The sequence below is a fragment of the Pseudomonas sp. NPDC090755 genome (assembly GCF_044769005.1).
Taxonomy (GTDB): Bacteria; Pseudomonadota; Gammaproteobacteria; order Pseudomonadales; family Pseudomonadaceae; genus Aquipseudomonas.
The window spans coordinates 46,209-70,728 of record NZ_JBIVXC010000022.1 but is presented as its reverse complement, the minus strand read 5'-3'; the positions used below and the strand labels follow the sequence as shown (position 1 = coordinate 70,728).

The window sequence follows — 24,520 nt, the reverse complement described above, 5'->3', positions numbered from 1 at the left end:
CCGATTCCCGGTTCGCGCTATCGAACCTTCGCAGGGTGGGGACTCCCAGCCATGAACAGCCATGGACGTGGCATTTCCCTGCAATGGCTGGTGGCACTGGCCATCATCCTGGGCATGTTGCTGCTTGGCGTGGGCCTGGCCTGGCAGGGTTATCGCGGGGTACAGCAGACGCTTGTGGCGGCCGCTGGCGATTCGGTCCAGCAAATCGGCAAGACAATCGACGAGCGCGCCCGACGCCTGGTCGATCCGGTGCAGAGCAGCATACGGCTGCTCGCCTTCAACCCGGCCGCGGGCAACCTGGCGCAGCGCCTGGAACGGCTGCCGCAGCTGGTCGAGAGCCTGGACGCCAACAAGATGCTCAGTGCCGCTTACATCGGCTACCCCAATGGCGAGTTCTTCCTGGTCCGCCGGCTCCGGGATGCGCAGCAGCGCCAGTATTTCGCCGCGCCGCCAGGCACGACATTCCTGGTGCAAAGCATCAGCGCCGGCGACAACGGTACGCTGCTGGGCGAGTGGCGATTCTACGACCAGGCGTTGACCTTGCTCGCCGCGCAGGTCAAGCCGGACTATCACTACGACCCACGCTCGCGCCCCTGGTTCGTCGAGGCGTCCGGGCAGGCTGCCACGGTCCTGACCCGCCCCTATGTGTTTTTCACCACCCGCGAGATCGGCCTGACCATGGCGCAGCGCAGTGTCGACGGCGCGGCGGTGATCGGCATGGATGTCTCGGTCAACGACCTGGCCAGCGAGAGCCGGGACCTGCGCATGACCGCGGGCACCGAGATCGCCGTGATCGACGATCAGGGCAGTGTGGTGGCGTACCCGCAGCTGCAGCGGGTCATTGTCCACGAAGGGGAGGCTGTGCGCCTGTCGCGCATCAGTGAGTTGGGCATACCCAGCCTGGAGCGTCTCTACGCCGACCTGCCCCAGGACACCCGGCCACAGTCTTATCAGGTGGAGGGGGAAACCTGGTATGGCATGCGCGTGCAGCTCACCAACCTGGCCGGACAGGACCTGCAGGTGCTGACCGCCGTGCCGGCCCGCGAGCTGCTGGCCGATGCGCGCAAGGTGCTGTTCGAACAATTGCTCTGGACGGCGCTGTTGATGGCGGTGCTGCTGGTGCTCGGCGGGCTGCTCGGCCGACGTATCGGCCGCCCGCTGCGCCTGCTGGCCGACCAGGTGCGAGCCCTGGCCGGCTTCGATTTCAACCGCGAGGTGGGGGTTACCTCGCGGGTGTCCGAGGTGCGTGAACTGAGCCGGGTACTGAGCCGCATGACCGCAACCATCCGCCACTTCCAGGCGATCACCCTCACGCTCAGCCGCGAGACCCAGCTGGAGCGCATGCTCGACGGGGTACTCAGCCATTTGGTGGCCGCCGCCGGCGCCCGTGCCGGCGCGGTGTACCTGTTCGATGCCGAGCGCGCGCTGCTGCGCCTGGCCGCTTCCTGCCAGGGGGAGGGCTATCCCGACGAATTGACCCTTGGCGAGCACGATCACGAGGACCTGGCGGCCGCGGTGACGCACGCCCTGGCCTTGCAGGGACGCAGCCTGGCCGTGGTGCTCAACGACCGTGCCCAGGCGCTGCTCGGCATCCTGGTCGTGCAGTTGGAACCTGAACCCGCGCGCGATGCGGTGCGCGAACCGTTCCGCCGCTTTGTCGAGGAGTTGTCCGGCGCTGCCGCCGTAGCCATCGAGACGCGCCAACTGGTCGAAGCCCAGCAACGACTGCTCGATGCCATGATCAAGCTGCTGGCCGGTGCCATCGATGCCAAGAGCCCCTATACCGGCGGTCACTGCGAACGGGTGCCAAAACTGGCCCAGATGCTGTTGGACAAGGCCGTGCAGGCCGACAGCGGCCCCTATGCCGACTTCACCATGAGTGAGGCCGAGCGCTACGAGTTTCGCGTAGCGGCCTGGCTTCACGATTGTGGCAAGGTCACCAGCCCCGAGTATGTGGTGGACAAGGCGACCAAGCTTGAGACCCTGTACAACCGCATCCACGAGGTGCGCATGCGTTTCGAGGTGCTCTGGCGCGATGCCGAGCTCGCTTACTGGCAAGGCCTGGCCAGTGGCGCCGATCAAGAGGCGCTGCAAGGGACGCTGGAGCGTTGCCGGGACGAACTGCAGGAAGAATTCGCCTTCGTCGCCAAGGCCAACATCGGTGGTGAGTTCATGCAGGACGACGACGTCGAGCGCTTGCGCAGGATCGGCCGGCGCCGCTGGCAGCGGCACTTCGACAACCGCCTGGGCATTTCGCGCGACGAGCAGGAGCGCTTCGCCGGCCTACCACCGCTGCCATTGCCGGTGGATGAACCGCTACTGGCCGACCGCGACGAGCACCGGGTGCCCTGGGGCGCGCGCAAGCCACCGGTGGCCAGGGACGACCCGCGCAACGTCTGGGGGTTCGATATGCGCCTGCCGGACAACGCCAGCAACCATGGCGAGCTGTACAACCTGTCGATCCGACGCGGCACGCTGAATGAGGAGGAGCGTTTCAAGATCAACGAACATATCGTGCAGACCATCATCATGCTCGACTCCCTGCCGTTTCCGCGCCAGCTCAGGCGCGTACCGGCCATCGCCGGCAACCATCACGAGAAGATGGATGGCAGCGGGTATCCGCGTCGACTGGGCAAGGATGACCTGAGCATTGCCGAGCGGGTGATGGTGATCGCCGACATTTTCGAAGCACTGACGGCCGCCGACCGGCCGTACAAGGTGGCGAAGACCTTGTCCGAGTCGGTGAAGATTCTCGTTCACATGGCCCGTGACCAGCACATCGACGGGCAACTGCTGGGGCTGTTCCTGAGCAGTGGGGTGTACCGCGAATACGGTGAGCTGTTTCTTGGCGCAGAGCAGATCGACGAGGTGGATGTGGCGTACTGGGTGGCGCAGCTATAGGGCATGGGGTGCGCGCCCGCCCGAAGAAACAACCTGTTTCCAAAGCTCCTGTAGGAGCGGGCTTGCCCCGCGATGGCCATAGGCATCTACACATCTTGCAATTGCGTGTTAGCCCGCAAGGTTTGCGGCCTAACACGCAATCTCGCCTTGCACCAAGGCTGACAACGCGGCTCTCACAGGCCATGGCACGTTGCAACAAATGTGGGAGCCGGCATAGCCGGCGATGCGCCGCGCGGGCGGCGCTCGATCTCAAGGGCGCCACAGGCCTTGCGGCGTACACCTGGTGGGCATTACCCATCTCAAGCCCTGCGCCTTTGCGCCATCACCCAATTGCGAGATGTGTAGACACCTATGCTGCGATAGCGCAACCCAGCCAAGCACTTTAAAACTGGCCAGAGCAATTCCTAGGAATTAAATCATACCCCCTCCATCACCGAGTCGCTCGGGTGGGTGACGGTCATGGTTCACCCGCCGCTGCGGACCGGAGCCGTCGCCACAAGGTGGTCCGGCTGATGCCGAGGCGATGCGCGGCTTCGTCGAGATTGCCCTGGCAGCTTTCCAGCGTCTCCTGCACATGGCGTAGCTGTGCGGCCTTGCCGATCGCGTGCAGGTCCGTGTCGCGTGGCGGCTTCTCACGGGCAGGTGACAAGGACGGGCCTTCGCAAAACTCAGGTAGCACACGCGTCAGATAGTGCTCGTCCACGCCGTGCTCGCCTAACAATTCGGGGGCCGAGAGCATCGCGCGCTCAATCACGTTCTCCAGTTCCCGGACATTGCCCGGCCAGGTGTAGCGTGTCAGGTACGGCAGCAAGGCAGCCGGTATGTCTGCGGCGGCCGGCGGCTGGCCCTGGACCAACAGGCGCTGGCTGATACCTTTGCAGATCAGGGCGATATCCTCTGGCCGCTCACGCAAGGGTGTGGTCTTAAGGCGCAGGATGTTGAGCCGGTAAAACAGGTCGGTACGAAACTCGCCAGCAACCATGGCGGCGCGAAGGTCCTGATGCGTGGCGGCGATGATGCGCACATCGATGGAAATCGGTTCGGTGCCGCCCAGTCGCAGGACCTCGCGCTCCTGCAGCACGCGTAGCAGGCGGGTCTGCAGCGACACAGGCATGTCGCCGATCTCGTCGAGAAACAGCGTGCCACGGTGGGCCGCTTCGAACAGGCCGGGCTTGCCGCCTTTGCGCGAGCCGCTGAAGGCGCCTTCCTCGTAGCCGAACAGTTCGCTTTCCAGCAGCGATTCGGGAAACGCCGCGCAGTTGATGGCGACGAAGGGACCTTGTCGGCGCGGGCTTTCGTTGTGAATGCCCTGGGCCAGCAGTTCCTTGCCGGTGCCGCTTTCCCCGGTGATCAGGATGGTCGAGTGGCTGGCGGCAAAGCGCTTGGCCAGTTGCAGCATTTCGCGGTTGGCCTTGCTGTTGCCGTTGAGCTGCTCGAGCCGGTAACGGGCGGTGAAAGCACCCGGGCGACGGGTGGTTCGAATGCGTTGGTCCGCCCGCTGCACCGCGGTGATCTCCTGGCACGTCAAGACGAGGCCGGTACGCTGGCCGTTCTCGAGAATCGGCAGCAGATTGCTGACCACGGCATGCGAGCCGAGCCGGATCACCCGGTTTTCCTCGTCGCTGCCACCCTGCAAGGCCTGCTGCAGATTCAGGTCCGGGCACAACTGCTGCAGTGGTCGGCCCACTGTTGCGCTTGGCGGCAGCTCCAGCAGTTGGGCAAGTGCCGGGTTGAGCGACTGCACCACGCCCTGGTTGTCGATCGCCGCCACGCCGGTGGGAATGTGTTGCAGTACAGCATTCAAGTGCCGCCGCTTCGCGATCTCGATGCGTTGGCTGTCAAGGACGCCCAAGGCCTCCTCGAGTGCCTTGCGTACAGTGTCCTCGCTCAGCGACAGCACGCCGTGCAGGCCTGCCTGTTCCGCCAGTTCCACGACCGTCGACGAACCGATGATGCTGCGACATCCCCGCTGGGCTGCCTGCTCGATCGCCTCGCGAGCCCCTTCCAGCGACGTGTAGGCGGCCTGGTGAACCTGTACGGTGAACAGCGCAGCCAGGGCCTGCAGGTCATGGTCGATGTGGTTGTAGCTGAGCAAGGCTACCTGCGAGGAGTGCTCTCGGGCCTGCCCCAGTGCACGCAGAAGATCACCGCCGCCAATGCGCATCGTCAGTACCGGCCGTGTCAGGTGTTTGCGCAGGTAGGCGGCGGTGGCCCCGGCACAGACGAACACGTCGACTTCGCCACGCTGTTCCAGTTCGCGAGCGGTCTGCAGCGCCTCGGACACCGAGGTGTCGAGCACTTCGATTTGGGTGTCGGGGTAGTCCGCCGTGAGCCCGGCAACCACATGAGCGAGGCGGCTACGTTGCCGGGGGCGTTGCAGGTGGCTGATCAGCACGACGACCTGGGAGGCGGGGGAGTGCATGGCGGGACCTGTTCATAAATGAAGTGTTTCGATCATGCATGAGTTTGTTGCAGATGTGAAACGTGGCGCGCATCCAGCGTTTGCCCAGAAATACTGAGCGCCAGATCTGGCGCGGCCTCCAGCCGATCTCTGTTGAATTGGCCCAGGCATTGCTACCGGTGTCCTGCCAACTCAATTTCGAAGGCAGGGCCCATTGATCCATGAGCAGTTCTCCTACGACTTCTTCGGCCAGCGATGCAACCGCGGCCATGACTGACGATCACCGGCTGGTCGACTTCATCCTTGAGCATGCCGCGGCAACGCGGGTCGTCATCGAGGCCCGTAAGCGGCTGAGCGGCGGCGCCATCCAGGAAAACTGGCTGCTCGACCTGTCGATCGAGGGCGGTCCCTGGGCCGGCACCCGGCGTTGGGTGTTGCGCAGCGATGCGCTGTCCGCGCTACCGGCCAGTCTCGACCGCGAGCAGGAATTCGCTGTGCTGCAAGTGGTCCACCAGGCTGGAGTGAAGGTGCCGCGGCCGCTCTGGCTGTGCCGCGATGTGCGCGTCCACGGGCGGGTGTTTTTCCTGATGGAGTATGTGCCAGGAGTCGCCGCCGGGCGGCTGCTCAGCGCCGGCGCCGGCGGCGAGGGCCGGGCGCGGCTGGCGGCGCAACTTGGCGCTAACCTCGCGCGCCTGCATCGAGTCCGTCCGCCGTGTACCGCGCTGGACTTTCTGCCAGTACCGGACGGCTCGCCAGCCCAGGCCACCATCAGCGCCTATCGCCAATACCTCGACACCCTTTGCGATGCCTATCCGGTACTGGAGTGGGGCCTGCGCTGGTGCGAACGGCATGCGCCGCGCAACACCACCCTGTGCCTGCTGCACCGCGACTACCGCACGGGCAACTATCTGGCCAGCGAGCAGGGGCTGGAGGCGGTGCTCGACTGGGAATTCACCGGCTGGGGCGACCCTGTCGAGGACCTTGGCTGGTTCACCGCCCGCTGCTGGCGTTTCACGCGCCCTGACCTCGAAGCGGGTGGTATCGGCCTGCTGGAGGACTTCCTGCGTGGCTACCACGAAGTCTCCCCCCTGTGCATCGAGCGCAGCCAGCTGCACTACTGGCAAGTCATGGCGACCCTGCGCTGGGCCGTGATCGCCCTGCAGCAAGGGCAGCGCCACCTGTCCGGCGAAGAACCTTCGATCGAACTGGCCCTGACCGCGCGCCTGCTGCCGGAACTCGAACTCGACATCCTGAACATGACCGGAGCCGACGCGCCATGACCCAGCCCAATGCCCACGAACTGCTTGAAATTGCCCGCTCGACGTTGCTGGAGCAACTGCTACCGGCGCTGTCCGTCGAACTGCGTTACCCGGCACTGATGATCGCCAACGCCATGGCCATCGCCGCCCGCGAAAATCGCCTGGAGGACGGCGCCTGTATCCAGGAGCTGGCGCGTCTTTCGGCCCTGGTCGACGGGGCGCCACCGTCATTGCCTGAAGCGCGCCGCCAAATTACCCGTGCTATCCGCCAGGGCCGTCACGACGACCCGCAGAGCCAGCGCACGCTGGTCGAGACATTGCGCAAGGTAACCCTCGCCCGACTGGCGATCAGCAATCCCAAGGCCTTGCCCTGAGCGGGCTGGCCACACCTATTTCCGAAAACCGACAAATACAAAGAAGGACAGCCATGAACTTCACGCTCCCGGACGACCTGCTCGAATTGCAGGCCAAGACCCGCGACTTCATCGCCGAGCACGTCATCCCGTTCGAGAACGACCCTCGCCAGGACGCCCATGGTCCCAGCGATGCGCTGCGCCAGGACCTGGTGGCACGCGCTCGCGCCGCCGGCCTGCTGACCCCCCACGCCAGCCCGGAAATGGGGGGGCTGGGTCTGAGTCACGTGGCCAAGGCGATCGTTTTCGAAGAGGCCGGCTATTCGCCACTGGGGCCGGTGGCGCTGAATATCCATGCGCCCGACGAAGGCAATATCCACCTGATGGACGTGGTGGCCACCGAAGCGCAGAAGGATCGCTGGCTGCGCCCGCTGGTCCAGGGCCGTGCCCGCTCGTGCTTCGCCATGACTGAACCGGCACCGGGTTCGGGCTCGGATCCGTCGATGCTGCGCACCACCGCCACCCGCGATGGCGACGACTACCTGATCAATGGCCGCAAGTGGCTGATCACTGGGGCCGAGGGGGCTGACTTCGGCATCATCATGGCGCGCATGGAGGATGGCACGGCGACCATGTTCCTGACCGACATGCAGCGTGACGGCATCGTCCACGAGCGTCAGCTGGATTCGCTGGACAGCTGCTTCACCGGCGGTCACGGGCAGCTGCGCTTCGACAACCTGCGGGTGCCGGCGAGCGATGTGCTGGGCGAGATCGGCAAGGGTTTCCGTTATGCCCAGGTGCGCCTGGCGCCCGCGCGACTGACCCACTGCATGCGCTGGCTCGGGGCGGCGCGACGTGCACACGACATCGCCTGCGACTATGCGCGCACCCGCGACGCCTTCGGCAAGCCGCTGGGCGAGCACCAGGGCGTGGGCTTCATGCTGGCCGACAACATGATGGACCTGCACGTGGTGCGCCTGGCGGTCTGGCACTGCGCCTGGGTGCTGGACCAGGGGCAGCGCGCCAATGTCGATTCGAGCATGGCCAAGGTGATCAGCGCCGAGGCGTTGTGGCGAGTGGTTGATCGCTGTGTGCAGGTGTTGGGCGGGCGCGGGGTGACCGGGGAGACGGTGGTCGAGCGGATCTTCCGTGACATTCGCCCGTTCCGCATCTACGACGGCCCGAGCGAAGTGCACCGCATGAGCCTGGCCAAGAAGCTCCTTGACCAGCGCCTGGGGGCCCACTGATGCAGCCGACCCTTGCCCGACTGTTTGCCCTCGATGGGCGCCGCGCCCTGGTGACTGGCGCCTCCAGTGGCCTTGGCCGTCACTTCGCCATGACCCTGGCTGCCGCAGGCGCCGAGGTGGTGGTGACCGCCAGGCGCCAGGCGCCGCTGCAGGCGCTGGTCGAGGCCATCGAGGTGGCGGGAGGGCGCGCGCGTGCCTTCGCCCTCGATGTGACCTGCCGTGACGATATCTGCCGGGTGCTCGATGCTGCCGGCCCGCTGGATGTCCTGGTCAACAATGCAGGGGTAAGCGACAGCCAGCCCTTTCTGGCCTGTGACGATCAAAGCTGGGACCACGTGCTCGACACCAATCTCAAGGGCGCCTGGGCCATGGCCCAGGAAAGCGCCCGGCGCATGGTCTCTGCGGGGCAGGGCGGCAGCCTGATCAATGTCACCTCGATCCTCGCCAGCCGCGTGGCCGGTGCCGTCGGCCCCTATCTCGCGGCCAAGGCCGGCCTGGCCCACCTGACCCGGGCCATGGCACTGGAGTTGGCGCGCCATGGCATCCGGGTGAACGCCCTGGCGCCGGGCTACGTGATGACCGACCTGAATGAAGCGTTCCTGGCCAGCGAGGCCGGGGAGAAGCTGCGCGCGCGCATTCCCGGCCGACGCTTCAGCCAGCCGGCGGATCTGGATGGCGCCTTGCTGCTGCTCGCCAGCGATGCCGGCCGGGCGATGAGCGGCGCCGAGATCGTGGTCGATGGCGGCCATCTGTGCAGCAGCCTGTAACGCGCCCTGGCGCAAGAACAACAAGAAGCAGGAGGTGTGTATGTGTGTGCAATACCTGAACAACGTGTCGATGGGGTGGCTGCCATGATGGTCCCGACATTCGAGCACGACCTTGCTCCAAACGAAGCCAACCATGTGCCGCTGTCGCCGCTGTCGTTTCTCAAGCGTACCGCGCAGGTGTATCCGCAGCGTGATGCGGTGGTCTATGGCAAGCGGCGCTACAGCTACCAGCAGTTGCACCAGCGCAGCCGCGCCCTGGCCAGTGCCCTGGAGCGGGTCGGCGTGCAGCCGGGCGAGCGGGTGGCGATACTGGCGCCGAACATCCCTGAGATGCTCGAAGCCCACTATGGTGTGCCCGGTGCCGGGGCGGTGCTGGTGTGCATCAACATCCGCCTGGAGGCGCGCAGCATCGCGTTCATCTTGCGTCACTGCGCGGCCAAGGTACTGATCTGCGATCGCGAGTTCGGCGGGGTCGTCCACCAGGCGCTGGCCATGCTCGACTCGCCACCCTTGCTGGTGGGCATCGACGATGAGCAGGCCGAACGCGCCGACCTGGCACACGACCTGGACTATGAAGCGTTTCTGGCCCAGGGCGATCCCGGGCGGCCGCTGAGTGCGCCGCAGAACGAATGGCAGTCGATCGCCATCAACTACACCTCAGGCACCACGGGCGACCCCAAGGGTGTGGTCCTGCATCACCGTGGCGCCTACCTCAACGCCTGCGCCGGGGCGCTGATCTTCCAATTGGGGCCGCGCAGCGTCTACCTGTGGACGTTGCCGATGTTCCACTGCAACGGCTGGAGCCATACCTGGGCGGTGACACTGTCCGGTGGGACGCATGTGTGCCTGCGCAAGGTCCAGCCAGATGCGATCCACGCCGCCATCGCCGAGCATTCGGTGACCCACCTGAGCGCCGCGCCGGTGGTGATGTCGATGCTGATCCACGCCGAGCATGCCAGCGCACCCGCCGCGCCGGTCTCTGTGATCACCGGCGGTGCCGCGCCGCCCAGCGCGGTCATCGCCGCGATGGAAGCGCGCGGCTTCAGCATCACCCACGCCTACGGCATGACCGAAAGCTACGGCCCCAGCACCTTGTGCCTGTGGCAACCGGGTGTCGACGCGCTGCCGCTGGAGGCCCGGGCCCAGTTCATGAGCCGCCAGGGCGTCGCCCATCCATTGCTCGAGGAGGCCACGGTGCTGGATACCGATACCGGTCGCCCTGTCCCGGCCGACGGTCTTACCCTTGGCGAACTGGTGGTGCGTGGCAACACGGTGATGAAAGGCTACCTGCACAATCCGGAGGCGACCCGTAGCGCGTTGGCCAACGGTTGGCTGCACACGGGCGACCTGGCCGTGCTGCATCCGGACGGCTATGTGGAAATCAAGGACCGGGCCAAGGACATCATCATTTCTGGCGGCGAGAACATCAGCTCGCTGGAAATCGAGGAAGTGCTCTACCAGCACCCCGAGGTGGTCGAGGCTGCGGTGGTTGCGCGCCCGGATTCGCGCTGGGGCGAGACCCCCCACGCATTCGTCACCCTGCGCGCTGATGCGCTGGCCACTGTCACCGGGGACGACCTGATCCGCTGGTGCCGTGAGCGTCTGGCGCACTTCAAGGCGCCGCGGCATGTGTCGCTCACGGCGCTGCCCAAGACCGCCACCGGCAAAATCCAGAAGTTCGTCCTGCGCGAGTGGGCCCGGCAACAGGAGGCCCAGACCACCGGCGCCGAACACTGATCGAGCGGCAGCACCCGCACATCCCATAACAACAAGTCCGTTGCCCGAGGTGTCCCATGTCCAGCCTGTTATATGCGCGTGTGCGCGCCAGTGCCCGGTTCCAGCAACTGGTGGTGCGCAGAAACCGTTTTACCTTGAGCCTGTTCCTGCTGATCCTGGCCACGTTCTATGGCTACATCGCGTTGGTGTCGTTCTGGCCCGAGCTGATTGCCAGGCGCCTGGCGCAGGGATCGAACATGACCGTCGGCGTCGCTGCCGGCGCGTTCCTGTTCCTGTTCTTCTGTGCGTTGTCGGCGTTCTATGTGTACCGTGCCAACGGCGAGTTCGATCGCCTGACGCAGGGGCTGGTCGCCGGGCTGGACGAGGAGCAGGGCGCATGAAGAAAACACTGCCTCTGGCCCTGCTGCTGCACCCTGGCCTGCTGTTGGCGTCACCTGCGCTCGACGCAGGCCAGCGTCAGCCGCTCAACCTGCATGCCATCGGCATGTTCATGGTGTTCGTGCTCTTCACCTTGTGCATCACCTGGTGGGCGGCGCGGCGGACCCGCTCGACGGCGGATTTCTACAGCGCCGGTGGCGGTATCCTGGGCTGGCAGAACGGCCTGGCGCTGGCCGGTGACTACATGTCCGCCTCGACGCTGTTGGGGATCACCGCGCTCATCTACACCTCCGGCATGGATGGCTACATCTACCTCATTGCCTTCTTCGCGGGCTGGCCGGTGTTGTTGCTGTTGATGACCGAGCGGCTGCGCAACCTGGGCCGCTTCACCTTCGCCGACATCACCTCGTACCGCCTCGACCAAGGCAAGGTGCGCACCATGGCCGCCATTGGCTCACTGACCGTGGTGTGTTTCTACCTGGTGGCGCAGATGGTCGGGGCTGGGCAACTGATCAGGCTGTTGTTCGGCCTTGATTACCACATCGCCCTGGTGATCGTCGGTGTGCTGATGATGCTGTATGTCACCTTTGGCGGCATGGTGGCGACCACCTGGGTGCAGATCATCAAGGCATTCCTGCTGCTGATCGGCGGCTCGCTGGTACTGTTCCTGGCGATGCGCGAGTTCGACTTCAGCTATGACACGCTGGTCAGCAAGGCCATGGACACCCATGCCCTGGGCGAACGCCTGCTGGCGCCCGGAAGCCTGCTGGCCGATCCACTGACAGCCCTGTCGCTGAGCCTGGGGTTGGTATTCGGAACAGCCGGGCTGCCGCATATCCTGATGCGGTTCTTCACCGTCAGCGATGCCCGGGAGGCACGAAAATCGGTGCTCTATGCCACCGGGTTCATCGGCTACTTCTTCAATGTCATTTTCCTGCTGGGCCTGGCGTCGATCGTGATCGTCAGTCAGCAGCCGCAGTTCTTCGAGGGCGGGGAGGTGGGTGGCAAGCTGCTGGGCGGGGGCAACATGGTGGTCATGCACCTGGCCCAGGCCGTCGGCGGCAACCTGCTGCTGGGCTTTTTGTCTGCCGTGACCTTTGCCACCATCCTGGCCGTGGTTTCAGGCCTGGCCCTGGCTGGAGCGTCCGCCATCGCCCATGACCTGTATGCCCGGGTGATAATGAAAGGGGCGGCCAGCGAGGCGCAGGAGCTGCGGGTGACCAAGCTGGCCACCCTGGGCCTTGGGTTGGTGGCGATAGCCCTGGGCATCGTTTTCGAAAATATCAACGTGGCCTTCATGGTTGCGCTGGCCTTTGGCATCGCCGCCTCGGCCAACTTCCCGGTGCTGTTCCTGTCGATGTTCTGGTCGGGGCTGACCACACGTGGCGCGTTGGCGGGTGGCTACGTCGGGTTGGTCAGTGCCATGGGGTTCGTGGTGTTTTCCAAGCTGGTGTGGGTTGATGTCTTGCACTTCGCCGAGCCGCTGTTCCCCTATACCCAGCCTGCGCTGTTTTCCATGCCGTTGGCGTTTTTGGTGGCGTATGCCGTTTCCCGGTTGGACCGGACGGTGCGGGCCAAGGCGGAAAGGGAGGCATTTGCGGATCAGTTCGTACGGGGCCAGACGGGCCTCGGCGCCAGCGGCGCAGTCGATCATTGAGTCACAAGCGGCCGCTGGCGGATGCGTGCCAGCGGCCGCGTGATACCTCGCTAGTACCCCCTGAAGATCTCCCCGATGCTGGTAACCGGATGGCCCATGTGCTGCGCCTTCCCCCGGTTGACGAGGGAGGGCCTTGGGGCAAATAGGGCACTCAGGAAGACGGCCAGTGTCAAAACGACCAGTAGAAAACCAAATCGGCGCATAGGATCCTCCAGCGGTTTTTTATAGTTGTTGTCTTCGGGTTCGATCCGAGAGGTCTGTAAAGCGCGGCTATTGTCCGGGCTCGTTCTCGCGGGCGAATGATCTGGCAGTGGCTGCAATGTCCTGGTCGCCATAGCCCATGGATGCCGCGCGCTGCACGACCTGGCACACCGCGTCGAAGACCGGCGTCCAGGCCCTTTGTGCGTGCAGGGATTGGGCAATGTGCGCGAAGGCGTCCGCATGCACATCGAGCCTCGCCTGGTCGCCTGCGAAATCCCCTGTTTCGAGCCGGCGTACCGCTTCCTCGAGTGCATCGGCGATGAAAAAGCGTGAAGTGTCGAGCAAGAGCCGGGCCGTCTTCGAAACAGGCAGGCCAAACCGATCGCTCGCACCCACGGCCTCGAAGAAAGCAACCATCGCAGCAAAAGCATGCGCGTGGAGCACGGTCGCAAAGGCTAGTGCTTCGTCCCAGGGAAGGAACACCGTATGGCCGGCGAGCCCTTCAAGCAGCGCCCGATGCTGTTCGAAGGCTTCACGCTCACCGGTATGGATGCAGTGACTTTCGTGATGGCCGACATTGCGAGGGTAGGCCACGATCATCCCTTTGACGTAATGACCGCCCGCCCGATTGAGGAGGGCCTGAAGCTCAAGGCCCTCGTCTTTGGTGTTGGTCGTGTAATCGACGATCGTACGATTGGCGAGTGCACGCATCACCCCCGGCATCCCGAGCACCTCATGTGTCGCATGGTTGTCCAGAAGCACGAAGATCGCGACCGGGCTTGCGTTCAGCGCGGCCTCGGCGCAGTCGCAGAGGTGAGCGCCGGCGGCAACGAGCGCCGCGGCCTTACCGGGTGATCGATTCCAGATCGCTACGCGTTTGCCTTGTTTGAGAAACGCTTGCGCCATGATCACTCCCATGGCACCGAGCCCGACCACGGACACATCAAACTCGAAACGCTCATTGTTTTGTTCGCGCACAGTCAAACCCTCATGATTATTGTTTTACCTGATGTGCAACGCGTGCAGCTTTTTGCTCACAGCAGGTTTTCTGATTGAGCCCAGTCTGTCGCGTCAGCCAACGTCCGCTCGAATGCGCTGAAGATCGCCTCGATATCGTCCTGCGTGGTAATCAACGGCGGACAGAACGCGATCGTGTCGTAGATGGCGCGAATGATCAGCCCGTGCGTGTGAGCCTGTTTGAATACGTAGCCTCCCAACGCGCCTGGCTGGGCGAAGGGTTGGCGGGTGGCCTTGTCCGCAACCAGTTCGATCCCGCCCATCAGCCCGACGCCTCGGACGTTGCCTACCAACGGGTGATCTTCGAAAGCGCGCAGACGGCCCTGGAACACAGGGGCCAAGCGCTGGACATGGCCAACCAGGTCGCGCTCCTCGATGATGCGGATGTTTTCCAGCGCAACGGCGGTGGCGACGGGATGACCCGTGCAGGTCAAACCATGCGCGAACGCGCCCAGCCGCTGGCTCTGGCTCACCAGGACGTCATTGATGGCATCGGACACCACCAGGGCCGCCAGCGGCTGGTAGGAGGAGGTGAGCTGCTTGGACAGCACCATGACATCGGGCTGGATGTCGTAGAGCTGAGCGCCGAACATCGTGCCAAGCCTGCCAAAGCCCGTGACGATTTCATCAATCACCACGAGGATGTCGTAGCGCTTGCACACCGCCTGGATTGCCGCCCAGTAGCCTGGGGGCGGCGGGATCACACCGCCCGCCGCGATGACCGGCTCGCCGATGAAGGCGGCGATGGTTTGCGGCCCTTCAGCGAGGATGTAGCGCTCCAGTTCATTTGCCAGCCGGGCCGAGAAGGCTTCTTCGGTCTCCCCTGGCCGGGCAAACCGGTAGAAGTTCGGACATGTCAGGTGGTGGACAGGGATGGCAGGCAGATCGAAATCCCGATGAATCGAGGGTATTCCGGTCAAGCTCGCGGAGGCCACGGTGGTTCCGTGATAGGCCTGCTGACGAGAGATGAACTTCTTCTTGTGCGGTTTGCCCAGCGCGTTGTTCACGTACCAGACCACCTTCACCATCGAGTCGTTGGCCTCGGAACCTGAGTTGGTGAAGAACACATGATTGAGATCGCCGGGCGCCAGTTCGGCCAGTTTGGCGGCGAGCGCCGACGCGGGGGCATTCGTCTTGTGGCTGAAGCTGTGATAGTACGGCAGCTGTTTGAACTGCTCGATGGCGGCGTCGACCAGCCGTTTTTCACTGAACCCCAAGGCAACACTCCACAAGCCCGACATGGCTTCGATATAGGCGTTGCCCTGGTCATCGAAGACCCGCACGCCGTCCCCGCCGGCGATCACGAAAGGGCCTGCCTCACGGTGTTGTGCCAGGTTGGTGTAGGGGTGGATCAATGAAGACAGATCGTTCTGAACGATTGAAGTAACGTTGCTCATTGGCGTGATTTCCTGCCACGGACGGATTGTCGACTGCATGTGATGAGCCTGCGTGCGGCACATGTACCGATACACGCCGCACGGCAGGCCCATGCAGTTACTGGTTCAGCGCTGCCGCGACTGATTCACCGAATGCTTTCAGGCCTTCTTCAAGCTGATCGGTCGGGGTATTCACAGGTGGCATCAGCTTGATGATTTCGCCGTTCGGGCCGCAGCGGTCTACCAGTACCCCTGCCTGCAGCGCGCGCTGCTGGGCATCCTTGGCAAACGCAACGTTGCCGCGGCCGAAGTCGATGCCAGCGATCATGCCGCGACAGCGTGCGGACGCTATGCCAGGAATCTCTGCAAAACCTGCAACCGAACGCTCCATGGCCGCGCAGTTGTCGGCAAGCAACTTCAGGAACGGCTCATCGCGCCAATAGCCGAGCGCGATCTGGGCTGTCAGGAATGCCAGCTGGTTGCCGCGGAACGTGCCGATGTGGTCGCCGGGTTGCCATACATCCAGCTCCGCGCGAATCAACACGATCGCCATCGGCAGGCCAAAGCCGCCGATCGATTTCGCACAGGTGACCAGGTCTGGCTGAATCCCGGAACGCTCGAAACCGAAGAAGTCGCCAGTCCGGCCGCAGCCCGCCTGGATCTCATCGCAGATGAGCACCACCCCGTGATCGGTGGTCCACTTGCGCAAGCGTTGCAACCAATCGTTGGATGCCGCATAGACACCCGCCTGGATCTGGACGGACTCCACGATCACGGCCGCGGGAAGTTCCGATCCGCTGCCCTGGTCGTTGGCCAGGCGCTCGAGGAAGCCAATGCTGTCGAACTCGCCGTAGGGGCTGTCTTCGTACGGAACGAAAACCGCGTCGCCGGACAACCCGGGGCCTCGGCGAGTGCGGTTGCCGGTGATCGCCAGGGCCCCGGCGGTCATGCCGTGGTAAGCCCCGTAAAACGATATGATCCTGGTGCGTCCCGTCGCCTTGCGCGCAAGCTTCAACGCCGCCTCGACGGCATCGGCACCGGTTGGGCCGGTGAATTGAACCTTGTAGTCCCAGCCGCGAGGCTTGAACAGGTCACGCTCGATCGACTCAAGGAACTGGCGCTTGGTGCTGGTGTGCAAGTCCAGGCCATGGGTCACGCCATTGGCCGAAAGATACGCGATCAAGGCATCGCGCATGCGCGGGTCGTTGTGGCCATAGTTCAGGGCGCCGGCGCCGGCGAAGAAGTCCAGGTATTGGCGGCCATCCTCGGCGTGGATCTTGCTCCCTTGAGCCGTGTCGAACACCAGCGGCAGGTCACGGCAATACATCCGCACGTTGGATTCGAGTCGCTCGAAGGTCTCGATGTTGTTCATGCATAACCTCTTGAAAGTTCTGGGCAGCGGTTTTTCATGGGTTTACGGTGTCAGTGCTTGAACATCACATGCCGCACCACGGTGTAGTCCTCCAGCCCGTACATGGACAGGTCCTTGCCGTATCCGGACAACTTCACCCCGCCATGGGGCATCTCGCTCACCAGCATGAAGTGGGTGTTGACCCAAGTGCAGCCGTATTGCAGGCGAGCGGCCAGTCGATGGGCCCGCCCCACATCGGCGGTCCACACCGAAGAGGCCAGGCCGTAGTCCGATTCATTGGCCCATGCCAGTACCTGGGCTTCGTCCTCGAATGGCGAAACCGTCACCACCGGGCCGAAGATTTCACGACACACCACCTCATCCTCCTGCCTGGCGCCGGCCAGGACCGTAGGCTCGAAGAAGAACCCGGCACCCGCGGCGCGTTTGCCGCCCGTGACGACCTCGATGTGGGGAAGCTCTTTGGCACGGTTCACGAAGCCCTCGACACGCTCCAGGTGCTCCTGGGTGATCAGTGGGCCCATTTCGGTTGCCGGGTCATCCTGAAGTCCGCATTGGATGCTGGACACGGCTTCGCCGAGCTTGCGAACGAACGCCGGATAGACCGCCTTCTGTACATAGAGGCGGCACGCAGCGGTACAGTCCTGGCCGGCGTTGTAGAAGCCGAAGGCGCGGATGCCTTCGACGGCGGCGTCGATGTCAGCGTCATCGAAGATCAGCACGGGGGCCTTGCCACCCAGCTCCATGTGCATCCGTTTCACGCTGTCGGCCGTACCTTCGATGATCCGGCTGCCCGTACGAATGGAGCCGGTCAATGACACCATGCGAACCTGAGCGTGGCTGGTCAGCGGTTCACCCACCGAGGCGCCTCGGCCGTGGACGATGTTGACCACGCCGGCGGGGAAGATGTCGGCGAGCAGTTCCCCCAGCTTCAAAGTGCTCATCGGGGTGTGTTCCGAGGGTTTCAGTACCACGGTGTTGCCGCCGGCCAAGGCCGGGCCGAGTTTCCACGCCGCCATCAGCAAGGGGTAGTTCCACGGCGCGATGGAGGCGACGACGCCTACCGGGTCGCGGCGGATCATCGAGGTGTGGCCCGGAATGTACTCGCCCGCCGCCGAGCCCTGCAGGCAGCGAACGGCGCCGGCAAAGAAGCGGAACACGTCCGATACGGCTGGCAATTCGTCCTGCAGCACGGCAGTGAAAGGCTTGCCGCAGTTGTCCGCTTCCAGGCGAGCGAACACCTGTGCCTGTGCGTCGATGCTGTCGGCGAGCTTGAGCAGCAGCGCCGCACGGTCCTTGGGGGGTGTCTGTGACCAGGCTTCAAAGGCCTCATCCGCGCTCTGGACTGCGGCATGGACCTGGGCGCGACTGGCCTCGGTGGTCTGTACCAGGACACTGCCCAGGGACGGGTTGTACACGGCCAGGTTTTCGCCTTCGCCGGCCACGAGGGCGCCATTGATCAGGAGTTTTGTTTGCATGTCGTTTCTCGCCATTGAACGGCAAGGCCAGTGGCTTGCCTTGTGGTTGTCGTCAGAGCGTTCGATTGGAAGGTGATCGCTATACCAGCGCGTCAGGTACCGGGTTGCGGAAGAGGCGGGTTCGGCAGGCGAGATAAACCGCACCCAGGCCAAGCCAGCTACAGCCCATGACCAGTGCGTCTTTGTCCAGGCTGGCCAGCATCCACCCGGCGGTGACCAGGCCTATGAGTGGGAAGAGCACGCCGCGCAACACGCCTGCCCCGTCCTTGGCGCGTGCATCGAAGGTGAGCCGCAATGCGCAAAGGTTGACGGCGGTGAAGGCGAGAAAAGCGCCGAAATTGACCAGGGACGTTGCGGTGGCGATCGTCAAGCCAAAACCTGCGGTGCCGAAAACACCGCAGAGCAGGATGTTGAAGGCCGGTGTCTTGTAGCGAGGGTGGAGGGCGCCGAACAACGTGCGTGGCAGTTGGTTGTCCCGGCCGAGGGCGTACAGCAGTCGACCCACGCTTGCCTGGAACGACATCCCGGCGGCGAAGTGGGCGATGATGATGCCCGCCAGCACCACGGCGAAGAACAGGTCTCCCCCGATCATCCGGGCGATCTCGAAGGCGGCCCCCTCCACATGCTCGAACGCGGGGGATGGGTGCGCCAGGTACATGAAGTACGAGGAGCCGACGTACACCGTACCGCCGATCAACGCGACCAGCAGGATGGCACGCGGAAGCGTCCGGCCCGGGTCGCGGGTTTCCTCGCTCAGCGTGGACAGCGCGTCAAAGCCCAGGAAGGAATACGCGGCAATGGCGGCGCCGGCCATGGTGGTGGCAAACGGCACGTCCTGGTTGAAGAACGGCCTGGCCGACAGCAGCCCGCCAGGGCCGTTGGCGGCCACGATGTAATGCCCGCACAGACCGATGAACACGGCGATGATGGCAAGCTGCGCCATCATCAACAGCACGTTGAAACGGTTGGCGACCTGGATGCCCAGGACATTGAGCAGCGACGTGGAGACGATGAACCCTGTGATCCACACCCACTGGGGCACCTCTGGAAATGCCATGTTGAGGTAGCTGGCGCCGAGCAACCAGATCAGCATCGGAATGAAGAAGTAGTCGAGCAGGGCGGCCCAGCCCACCATGAACCCGACGTTCGCGTTCAGCATCTTGCGGGTATAGGTGTAGGCCGAACCGGCTACCGGGAACACCTTGACCAGCCGGCCGTAGCTCAACGCCGTGAAAATCACACCGGTTGCCGCGACCATGTAGGCCATCGCCGTGGTGTTCCCGCTTGCCTGCGAGATCACGCCATAGGTGCCGAAGACAATCAGCGGGGCAAGGAATGCCAAACCGAACAGCAGAACGGAAAACGGGCCCAGGGTGCGCTTCAGCGAAGCGCTCGGGGTTGATTCGCTCATGACTGACACACCTCACTATGAGAAGTTGTAAGCAGCTACGACGATTTCGCGGTAGGTTTCCACCGTCATTTCCTTGGCATTGCTACCGTCCGAAAAGTTCTTCTTCGACTTTTGAGCAATGGTCAGGAAGTCCTCCTCGCGTACGCCCTTCACCTCGGCGAAGCGGGGAATGCCCAGGTCCTTGCTCATCTGGAACAGGTAGCCGACAGCTGCCTCGGCGGCATCGACCGGCGAGAGGTTGGGGTCGATCCCCAGTGCATAGGCAACGTGAGCGTGGCGGGTGATGTCGGCATCACGGTTGTGACCGAACACAAAGGGCAGGAAGATCGCATTACCCACGCCGTGCGGTGTGTCGTACATGCCACCGATGGCTTCGGAAATGCAGTGCACGCTGCCAACGTCTGCGTTACCGAATGCCATGCCGGCGATCAGACTGGCCACCAGCATTTGCTCACGGGCTTGCTGGTTGTGCGGCTCTTGCACGGCAGCCCTGAGGTGCTGGCTGATCAGGCGTATGGCATGCAGTGCCAGCCCGTCGCTGATAGGGTTCGATACGCGACAGGTGTAGGCTTCGATGGCGTGGGTGAGGGCATCCATACCGGTTGCCGCAGCAATCGACGACGGCAGTGTCGTGGTGATGTCCGAGTCGAGCAGGGCCAGTACCGGGCCGATTCGATAATCCAGGACATTCATCTTGAAATGACGGGCGGTGTCGGTGATCACCGAGAAGCATGTCACCTCGCTGCCGGTGCCTGCTGTGGTCGGGATGGCGACGATAGGCGGTATGGCATGCTTGAGTGTGAACGACCCTTCGTAGTCCTCGATACGACCTTCGTGGGTCAGTAGCAGGCTGATGGCCTTGGCCGCATCCATCGCGCTGCCGCCACCAATGGCCAGCAGGCCATCGATGCCTTTGCCCCGGTAAAGCGCGGCGGTGTGGTTGATATCCTCGCTGCGAGGGTTGGCCTTGATGTCCGACACTTCCTCGAACGTGATGCCTGCCCTGTTCAGGCTGGCATAGACGCTGTCCAGCAGGCCCGCTGCCTTGACCCCGGCATCTGTCACGATCAGGATGCGTGTCAGGCCAAGTTCCCGTAGATGTTCACCGGTGCGCTCACGCAGGCCTGGCTCCATCACGACTTTGGTGGGGAGTAAGAACTTGAATTCCATACGTACCTCTTGCTCAATTGTTGTCATTGTTGAAAGGGCAGTTGAGGAGCACCCACGCCAGGCTGTCGAAACAGTTCAGGCGTGTGATGTGTGGCTCGACGGTTTCGTATAAGCCGGAACGTTGTTGTTTTGTGTGCTGGTGAAACGTGCTGCGAGAAGCCTCCAGTGGGATAGAAAGAGAGGCGGCCAAGCTGCACGCCCCGAACGGGAAGCAGTGCTAACGCATGTGTCCTGCCAGAAGGGACAGCAGCGTGCCTGACAGGCAAGAGGGGAAGTCATGCCCCATCCCCGGCAATAGAACCAAGCTTGAGCGACGAATCGCCGCGGCCGTGGCGAACCCTCCGTTGGTCGCGACCATGCGGTCTTTGTCCCCATGAATGACCAGCGTGCTGCAACGAATCAGCTGCAGCTCCTGGGTGCGGTCACCCGAATTGATGATTGCGCCAATCTGCCTGGCGGTACCGAGGTTGCTCGCCTCACCGCCACCTCGCTCCCAGGCCTGCTGGGCATAGTCACGTAATGCTTGCTCGTTCCACTCGAGTGTCGAGCCAATCAGACCCATGATGTCCAGGTAGTCCCGAACACTTTCCTGCTGATTGCGCGCAGGGCGGCGCAGGAGCTGCAAAATGGCGTTTAGCGCTGGCTGGCCTACGCGCAACGAGCCGGTCGTCGAGAAGATGGACGTGAGGGTCCTGATGCGCTCGGGGTAACGTGCAGCGAGTGTCTGGGCGATCATGCCACCCATCGACATCCCCACGACGTGCGCGGTTTCCAGTTTCAAACCGTTCATGAGCCCGATCACGTCGTTGGCCATGTCACCGAGGTCATAGCCGGGGGTCCGCTTGCGCAAGAACTGCTGCATGACCGTGGGGGGCGTCACTTCAGTGAAGAACGACCTGCCCGAGTCACGGTTGTCCAACGTGATGACGCGCAATCCCTGCTCAACCAGACCGGCAATGAGTGGTTGCGGCCAGTAGGTCAGTTGCAGCCCCAAGCCGACGATGAGAAGGACCGCCGGGGCGTCTTCGGCGCCGTGGCTGCGATAGCAGAGCTTGCGTTGCCCCGGTAGCTCGCAGAAGCGATCGGTGCTCATTGGCGGCTACCTTGTTGCTGCAGCACGACGCCGGCGTGCAAGGGCGCATTGGGCACTGTCGTGAACGCGAGGCACTTGTCAGCCACTGTGCCGCGGCGCAGCACTTTGACATCGCGAAAGTAGTCCATCGACATCACCCAGGGCTCGCGCGGCCCTTGGCGCGGCATGCTGTCCAACGCGCGTTGCACGTAGCCGGCACCAAAGTCCAGCAAGGGGCGGGTTTCGATCCCGTCCGGCGCCTTGGGCTCGCAGACGTTGTAGCCTTTACGCTCCATGAGCCCCAGCAGGCGACAGAAGTGGTCGCACAGCAGGCAGACTTTCAAGGTCCAGGACGAGTTGGTGTAGCCCACCGCAAACGCGAAATTGGGTACGCCGGAGAGCATCATGCCTTTGTAAGCCAGGGTCTCGCTGAGCACTACCGGTTTGCCGTCCTTGTGCAGGGTAATGCCACCGAACAGTTGTACGTTCAGCCCCGTGGCAGTAACGATGATGTCGGCCTTCAGCGTCTTGCCCGATTTGAGCAATACACCGGACTCGGTGAACCGCTCGACATGATCGGTGACGATGTCGGCTTTACCTGCGCTGATGGCTTTGAACAAATCGCCTTCGGGTACCGAACACAAACGCTGGTCCCAAGGGTTGTAGGGCGGGTTGAAATGCACGTCCACCGGGTAGTCTTTTGGCAACTCCTTGCGGGTCGCCCAAAGGAGCAGTTTTCGGGAAAGCTTGGGGAAGCGCTGGCAGAATCCCCAGAAGGCCAGGGTAATCTTGGCGTTCTTGTAGCGCGTCAGGGCGTAGGCGGTTTGCGCGGGCAGCATCTTGCGCAGAAACGCTGCAACGGCATCATGGGCGGGCTGGTTGATGATGTAGGAGGGCGTACGCTGCAGCATGGTGATGCTGGCGACCTTGTCGGCCATGGCCGGAATCAGGGTCACGGCCGTTGCGCCACTGCCGATGACTACGACGCGCTTGCCCGTGTAGTCCAGGTTTTCCGGCCAGTGTTGCGGATGAATGATCTGCCCCTTGAACTGCTCCGTGCCCTCGAAGCGTGGGCTGAACCCTTGGTCATAACGGTAGTAACCGCCTGCACTGAACAGCCAGCGGCACTCGATGGTGCGGGTTTCTGCGGTGCGACCATCCTCGACGCGGACTGCCCATAACCCTTTGTCGCTCTGCCAGTTCGCCGAGATGACTTTCTGCTTGTACTGGATGAAGGGGGCCAGTTCATGCTCGTCGATGGCTTCATGCAGGTACTCGAGAATGTCCGCCGCGTCCGCCAGGGACTTTGCCTTGGTCCAGGGCTTGAAGTCGAAACCGAAGGTGTACAGGTCCGAATCGGAACGGATGCCGGGATAACGAAACAGGTCCCAGGTGCCGCCCATTCGGTCACGGGATTCGAGAATCGCAAAGACCTTGTTTGGCTGATGGCGCCGCAGGTAGGCCGCCGCACCGATGCCAGACACACCGGCTCCCATGATCAATATATCGAGCGGCTCAACCGCAAGAGCAGTGTGCGAGGACATGTCGCCTCCTATTGTTGTGTTATAGAGACTGATCTATTGACTTGATCATTTGACCAGAATAGGGCGGTCAACAGTACGGAGCAAGGTGCAAAATGCACCAGCTCGCTATCGTTTTAGGATGATTTGCACCTTGGTGTTCCGGCGAGCATTGACCAGGCTGGCCGCCAAGGTGCAGTCGTGAGGGAGAAGCCGGGCCGATAGTGGGAAGGGGCCAGGGTGCGACAAGGCGCGCTCGCCTGCCGGTCTGGTAAAAACGTCCAGGTCTTCGGATTGCCGTGCCGCAGCGCAGCACGGCGCATCCGAATGGCGTCTCAGTAGCTGGCCACCAATAGCTTGACCGCCTGGCAGGCTGTTTCGGTCTCCGCCTCCAGGCGCGCACGGTCGCCGTGGGCGGACCAGGCGAGCATCAATCCGTCGAACAGATTGATGAGCAAACGGCTGATGGTGGTCAGTGCGGCCTGGTCCAGCGCGCAGGCGGTGACCTTTTCGATGGCCTGCTGGGTCGCTTCGATGGAGACGGCATAGATCTTGGCCGCCATCGCCGGGTTGTTGCGCAGATTCCAGCAAAAGAGTTCGAACTGCGTGGTCGCCATTTCAGGATGGGCCGTGAACCAGTTGACCAGCTGGCGCAACATTTCTCCCACCGATTCCGCTGCCGTGGCGCCTGTCGGCACGTGCTGCAACGATTGCTGCGGCATGTTTATCAAGGACTCGTAGACCGCATAGAACAACTCGTCCTTGGTGTGGAAGACATAGTGCAACGAAGCCAGCGGAGAATCCGCCGCCGCTGCAATACGCCGGGTCGTGGCGTTGGCCACCCCGTGTTCCGCGATCACCTTCACGGTGGCCTCGATAAAGTCCTGCCTGCGCTCTTCAGCGCCTATCCGAGCCATTGAGCGTTCTCCCTATTCGGTGTTGCCGCCAGCCTTCTGGTCTGGTGTCGACGGTGACGAATGCTATCGCAAGGTCATGCCTCAATCCATGAGTCGATGCAATCCCATTCCCCAGGGGTATGTAGTCGTACGAAAAATACTTAAATCAAACGACTTGATCAAATGACCATGTTCGGTAATGATGAGTTCTCCACCTACGCCACGCCGAACTGGTTGGCACGGGTGGGCTGAGCCGGGTTGCCCAGGCTCGCTGGATAGAACAATGACAAAACCAGACAGGTAGAAAGCA

At 63.3% G+C, this 24,520-nt stretch carries 18 protein-coding genes; 8 read left to right on the top strand and 10 right to left on the bottom strand.

What is annotated here, in order from left to right; all coding sequences use genetic code 11:
* Positions 1 to 51: 51 nt before the first annotated feature.
* Positions 52 to 2,901 (top strand): HD domain-containing phosphohydrolase, encoded by a 2,850-nt coding sequence (locus ACIQUS_RS24055; protein ID WP_403052560.1) that lies wholly within the window; start codon positions 52 to 54, stop codon positions 2,899 to 2,901.
* A gap of 457 nt (positions 2,902 to 3,358) precedes the next feature.
* Here the strand turns inward: ACIQUS_RS24055 and prpR are convergent, their stop codons facing one another.
* Positions 3,359 to 5,323, bottom strand: coding sequence for a propionate catabolism operon regulatory protein PrpR (gene prpR / locus ACIQUS_RS24050; RefSeq protein WP_403052557.1), 1,965 nt, complete (start codon positions 5,321 to 5,323; stop codon positions 3,359 to 3,361).
* Between the two features lie 200 nt (positions 5,324 to 5,523).
* Between prpR and ACIQUS_RS24045 the strand changes: the two genes are divergently transcribed.
* From ACIQUS_RS24045 to ACIQUS_RS24015, 7 genes are all read left to right on the top strand, one after another.
* A complete protein-coding gene (locus tag ACIQUS_RS24045) occupies positions 5,524 to 6,582 on the top strand; it encodes a phosphotransferase family protein (RefSeq protein WP_403052554.1) in 1,059 nt (352 codons plus the stop codon).
* Entirely contained in the window at positions 6,579 to 6,935 is a 357-nt protein-coding gene (locus ACIQUS_RS24040) for a DUF6285 domain-containing protein (RefSeq protein WP_403052551.1), read from the top strand. Before ACIQUS_RS24045 ends, ACIQUS_RS24040 begins: the two co-directional genes overlap by 4 nt.
* Positions 6,936 to 6,988: 53 nt before the next feature.
* Positions 6,989 to 8,161 carry an acyl-CoA dehydrogenase family protein gene (locus ACIQUS_RS24035; protein WP_403052548.1) on the top strand — a complete coding sequence of 391 codons (1,173 nt, stop codon included), beginning with the start codon at positions 6,989 to 6,991 and terminating at the stop codon, positions 8,159 to 8,161.
* Positions 8,161 to 8,928 (top strand): SDR family NAD(P)-dependent oxidoreductase, encoded by a 768-nt coding sequence (locus ACIQUS_RS24030; RefSeq protein ID WP_403052545.1) that lies wholly within the window; start codon positions 8,161 to 8,163, stop codon positions 8,926 to 8,928. Before ACIQUS_RS24035 ends, ACIQUS_RS24030 begins: the two co-directional genes overlap by 1 nt.
* Positions 8,929 to 9,012: 84 nt before the next feature.
* On the top strand, positions 9,013 to 10,665 hold the full coding sequence (locus tag ACIQUS_RS24025) for an acyl-CoA synthetase (RefSeq protein WP_403052542.1): 1,653 nt from the start codon (positions 9,013 to 9,015) through the stop codon (positions 10,663 to 10,665).
* A gap of 56 nt (positions 10,666 to 10,721) precedes the next feature.
* Positions 10,722 to 11,045 carry a DUF485 domain-containing protein gene (locus tag ACIQUS_RS24020; RefSeq protein WP_403052539.1) on the top strand — a complete coding sequence of 108 codons (324 nt, stop codon included), beginning with the start codon at positions 10,722 to 10,724 and terminating at the stop codon, positions 11,043 to 11,045.
* The gene (locus ACIQUS_RS24015; protein ID WP_403052536.1) at positions 11,042 to 12,700 is read left to right on the top strand and encodes a cation acetate symporter; all 1,659 of its coding nucleotides are present in this window, start codon (positions 11,042 to 11,044) and stop codon (positions 12,698 to 12,700) included. The genes ACIQUS_RS24020 and ACIQUS_RS24015 overlap by 4 nt, the downstream gene beginning before the upstream one ends.
* Before the next feature lie 270 nt (positions 12,701 to 12,970).
* Here ACIQUS_RS24015 and ACIQUS_RS24010 read toward each other — a convergent pair whose 3' ends face one another.
* From ACIQUS_RS24010 to ACIQUS_RS23970, 9 genes are all read right to left on the bottom strand, one after another.
* Positions 12,971 to 13,879, bottom strand: a complete 909-nt coding sequence (locus ACIQUS_RS24010) for an NAD(P)-dependent oxidoreductase (RefSeq protein WP_403052533.1) — start codon at positions 13,877 to 13,879, stop codon at positions 12,971 to 12,973.
* 56 nt (positions 13,880 to 13,935) lie between these two features.
* Positions 13,936 to 15,315, bottom strand: a complete 1,380-nt coding sequence (locus tag ACIQUS_RS24005; protein ID WP_403052530.1) for an aspartate aminotransferase family protein — start codon at positions 15,313 to 15,315, stop codon at positions 13,936 to 13,938.
* 97 nt (positions 15,316 to 15,412) lie between these two features.
* The gene (locus ACIQUS_RS24000) at positions 15,413 to 16,666 is read right to left on the bottom strand and encodes an aspartate aminotransferase family protein (protein WP_403052527.1); all 1,254 of its coding nucleotides are present in this window, start codon (positions 16,664 to 16,666) and stop codon (positions 15,413 to 15,415) included.
* 50 nt (positions 16,667 to 16,716) lie between these two features.
* On the bottom strand, positions 16,717 to 18,141 hold the full coding sequence (locus ACIQUS_RS23995; RefSeq protein WP_403052524.1) for a gamma-aminobutyraldehyde dehydrogenase: 1,425 nt from the start codon (positions 18,139 to 18,141) through the stop codon (positions 16,717 to 16,719).
* 79 nt (positions 18,142 to 18,220) lie between these two features.
* Entirely contained in the window at positions 18,221 to 19,552 is a 1,332-nt protein-coding gene (locus ACIQUS_RS23990) for an APC family permease (RefSeq protein ID WP_403052521.1), read from the bottom strand.
* A 15-nt stretch (positions 19,553 to 19,567) separates the two neighbouring features.
* Positions 19,568 to 20,722: an iron-containing alcohol dehydrogenase gene (locus tag ACIQUS_RS23985; protein ID WP_403052518.1), complete on the bottom strand. Its 1,155-nt coding sequence runs from the start codon at positions 20,720 to 20,722 to the stop codon at positions 19,568 to 19,570.
* A gap of 217 nt (positions 20,723 to 20,939) precedes the next feature.
* Positions 20,940 to 21,815, bottom strand: a complete 876-nt coding sequence (locus ACIQUS_RS23980; protein WP_403052515.1) for an alpha/beta fold hydrolase — start codon at positions 21,813 to 21,815, stop codon at positions 20,940 to 20,942.
* Positions 21,812 to 23,338 carry a flavin-containing monooxygenase gene (locus ACIQUS_RS23975; protein ID WP_403052512.1) on the bottom strand — a complete coding sequence of 509 codons (1,527 nt, stop codon included), beginning with the start codon at positions 23,336 to 23,338 and terminating at the stop codon, positions 21,812 to 21,814. The genes ACIQUS_RS23980 and ACIQUS_RS23975 overlap by 4 nt, the downstream gene beginning before the upstream one ends.
* Before the next feature lie 311 nt (positions 23,339 to 23,649).
* Entirely contained in the window at positions 23,650 to 24,231 is a 582-nt protein-coding gene (locus tag ACIQUS_RS23970; protein WP_403052509.1) for a TetR/AcrR family transcriptional regulator, read from the bottom strand.
* Positions 24,232 to 24,520 lie beyond the last annotated feature (289 nt).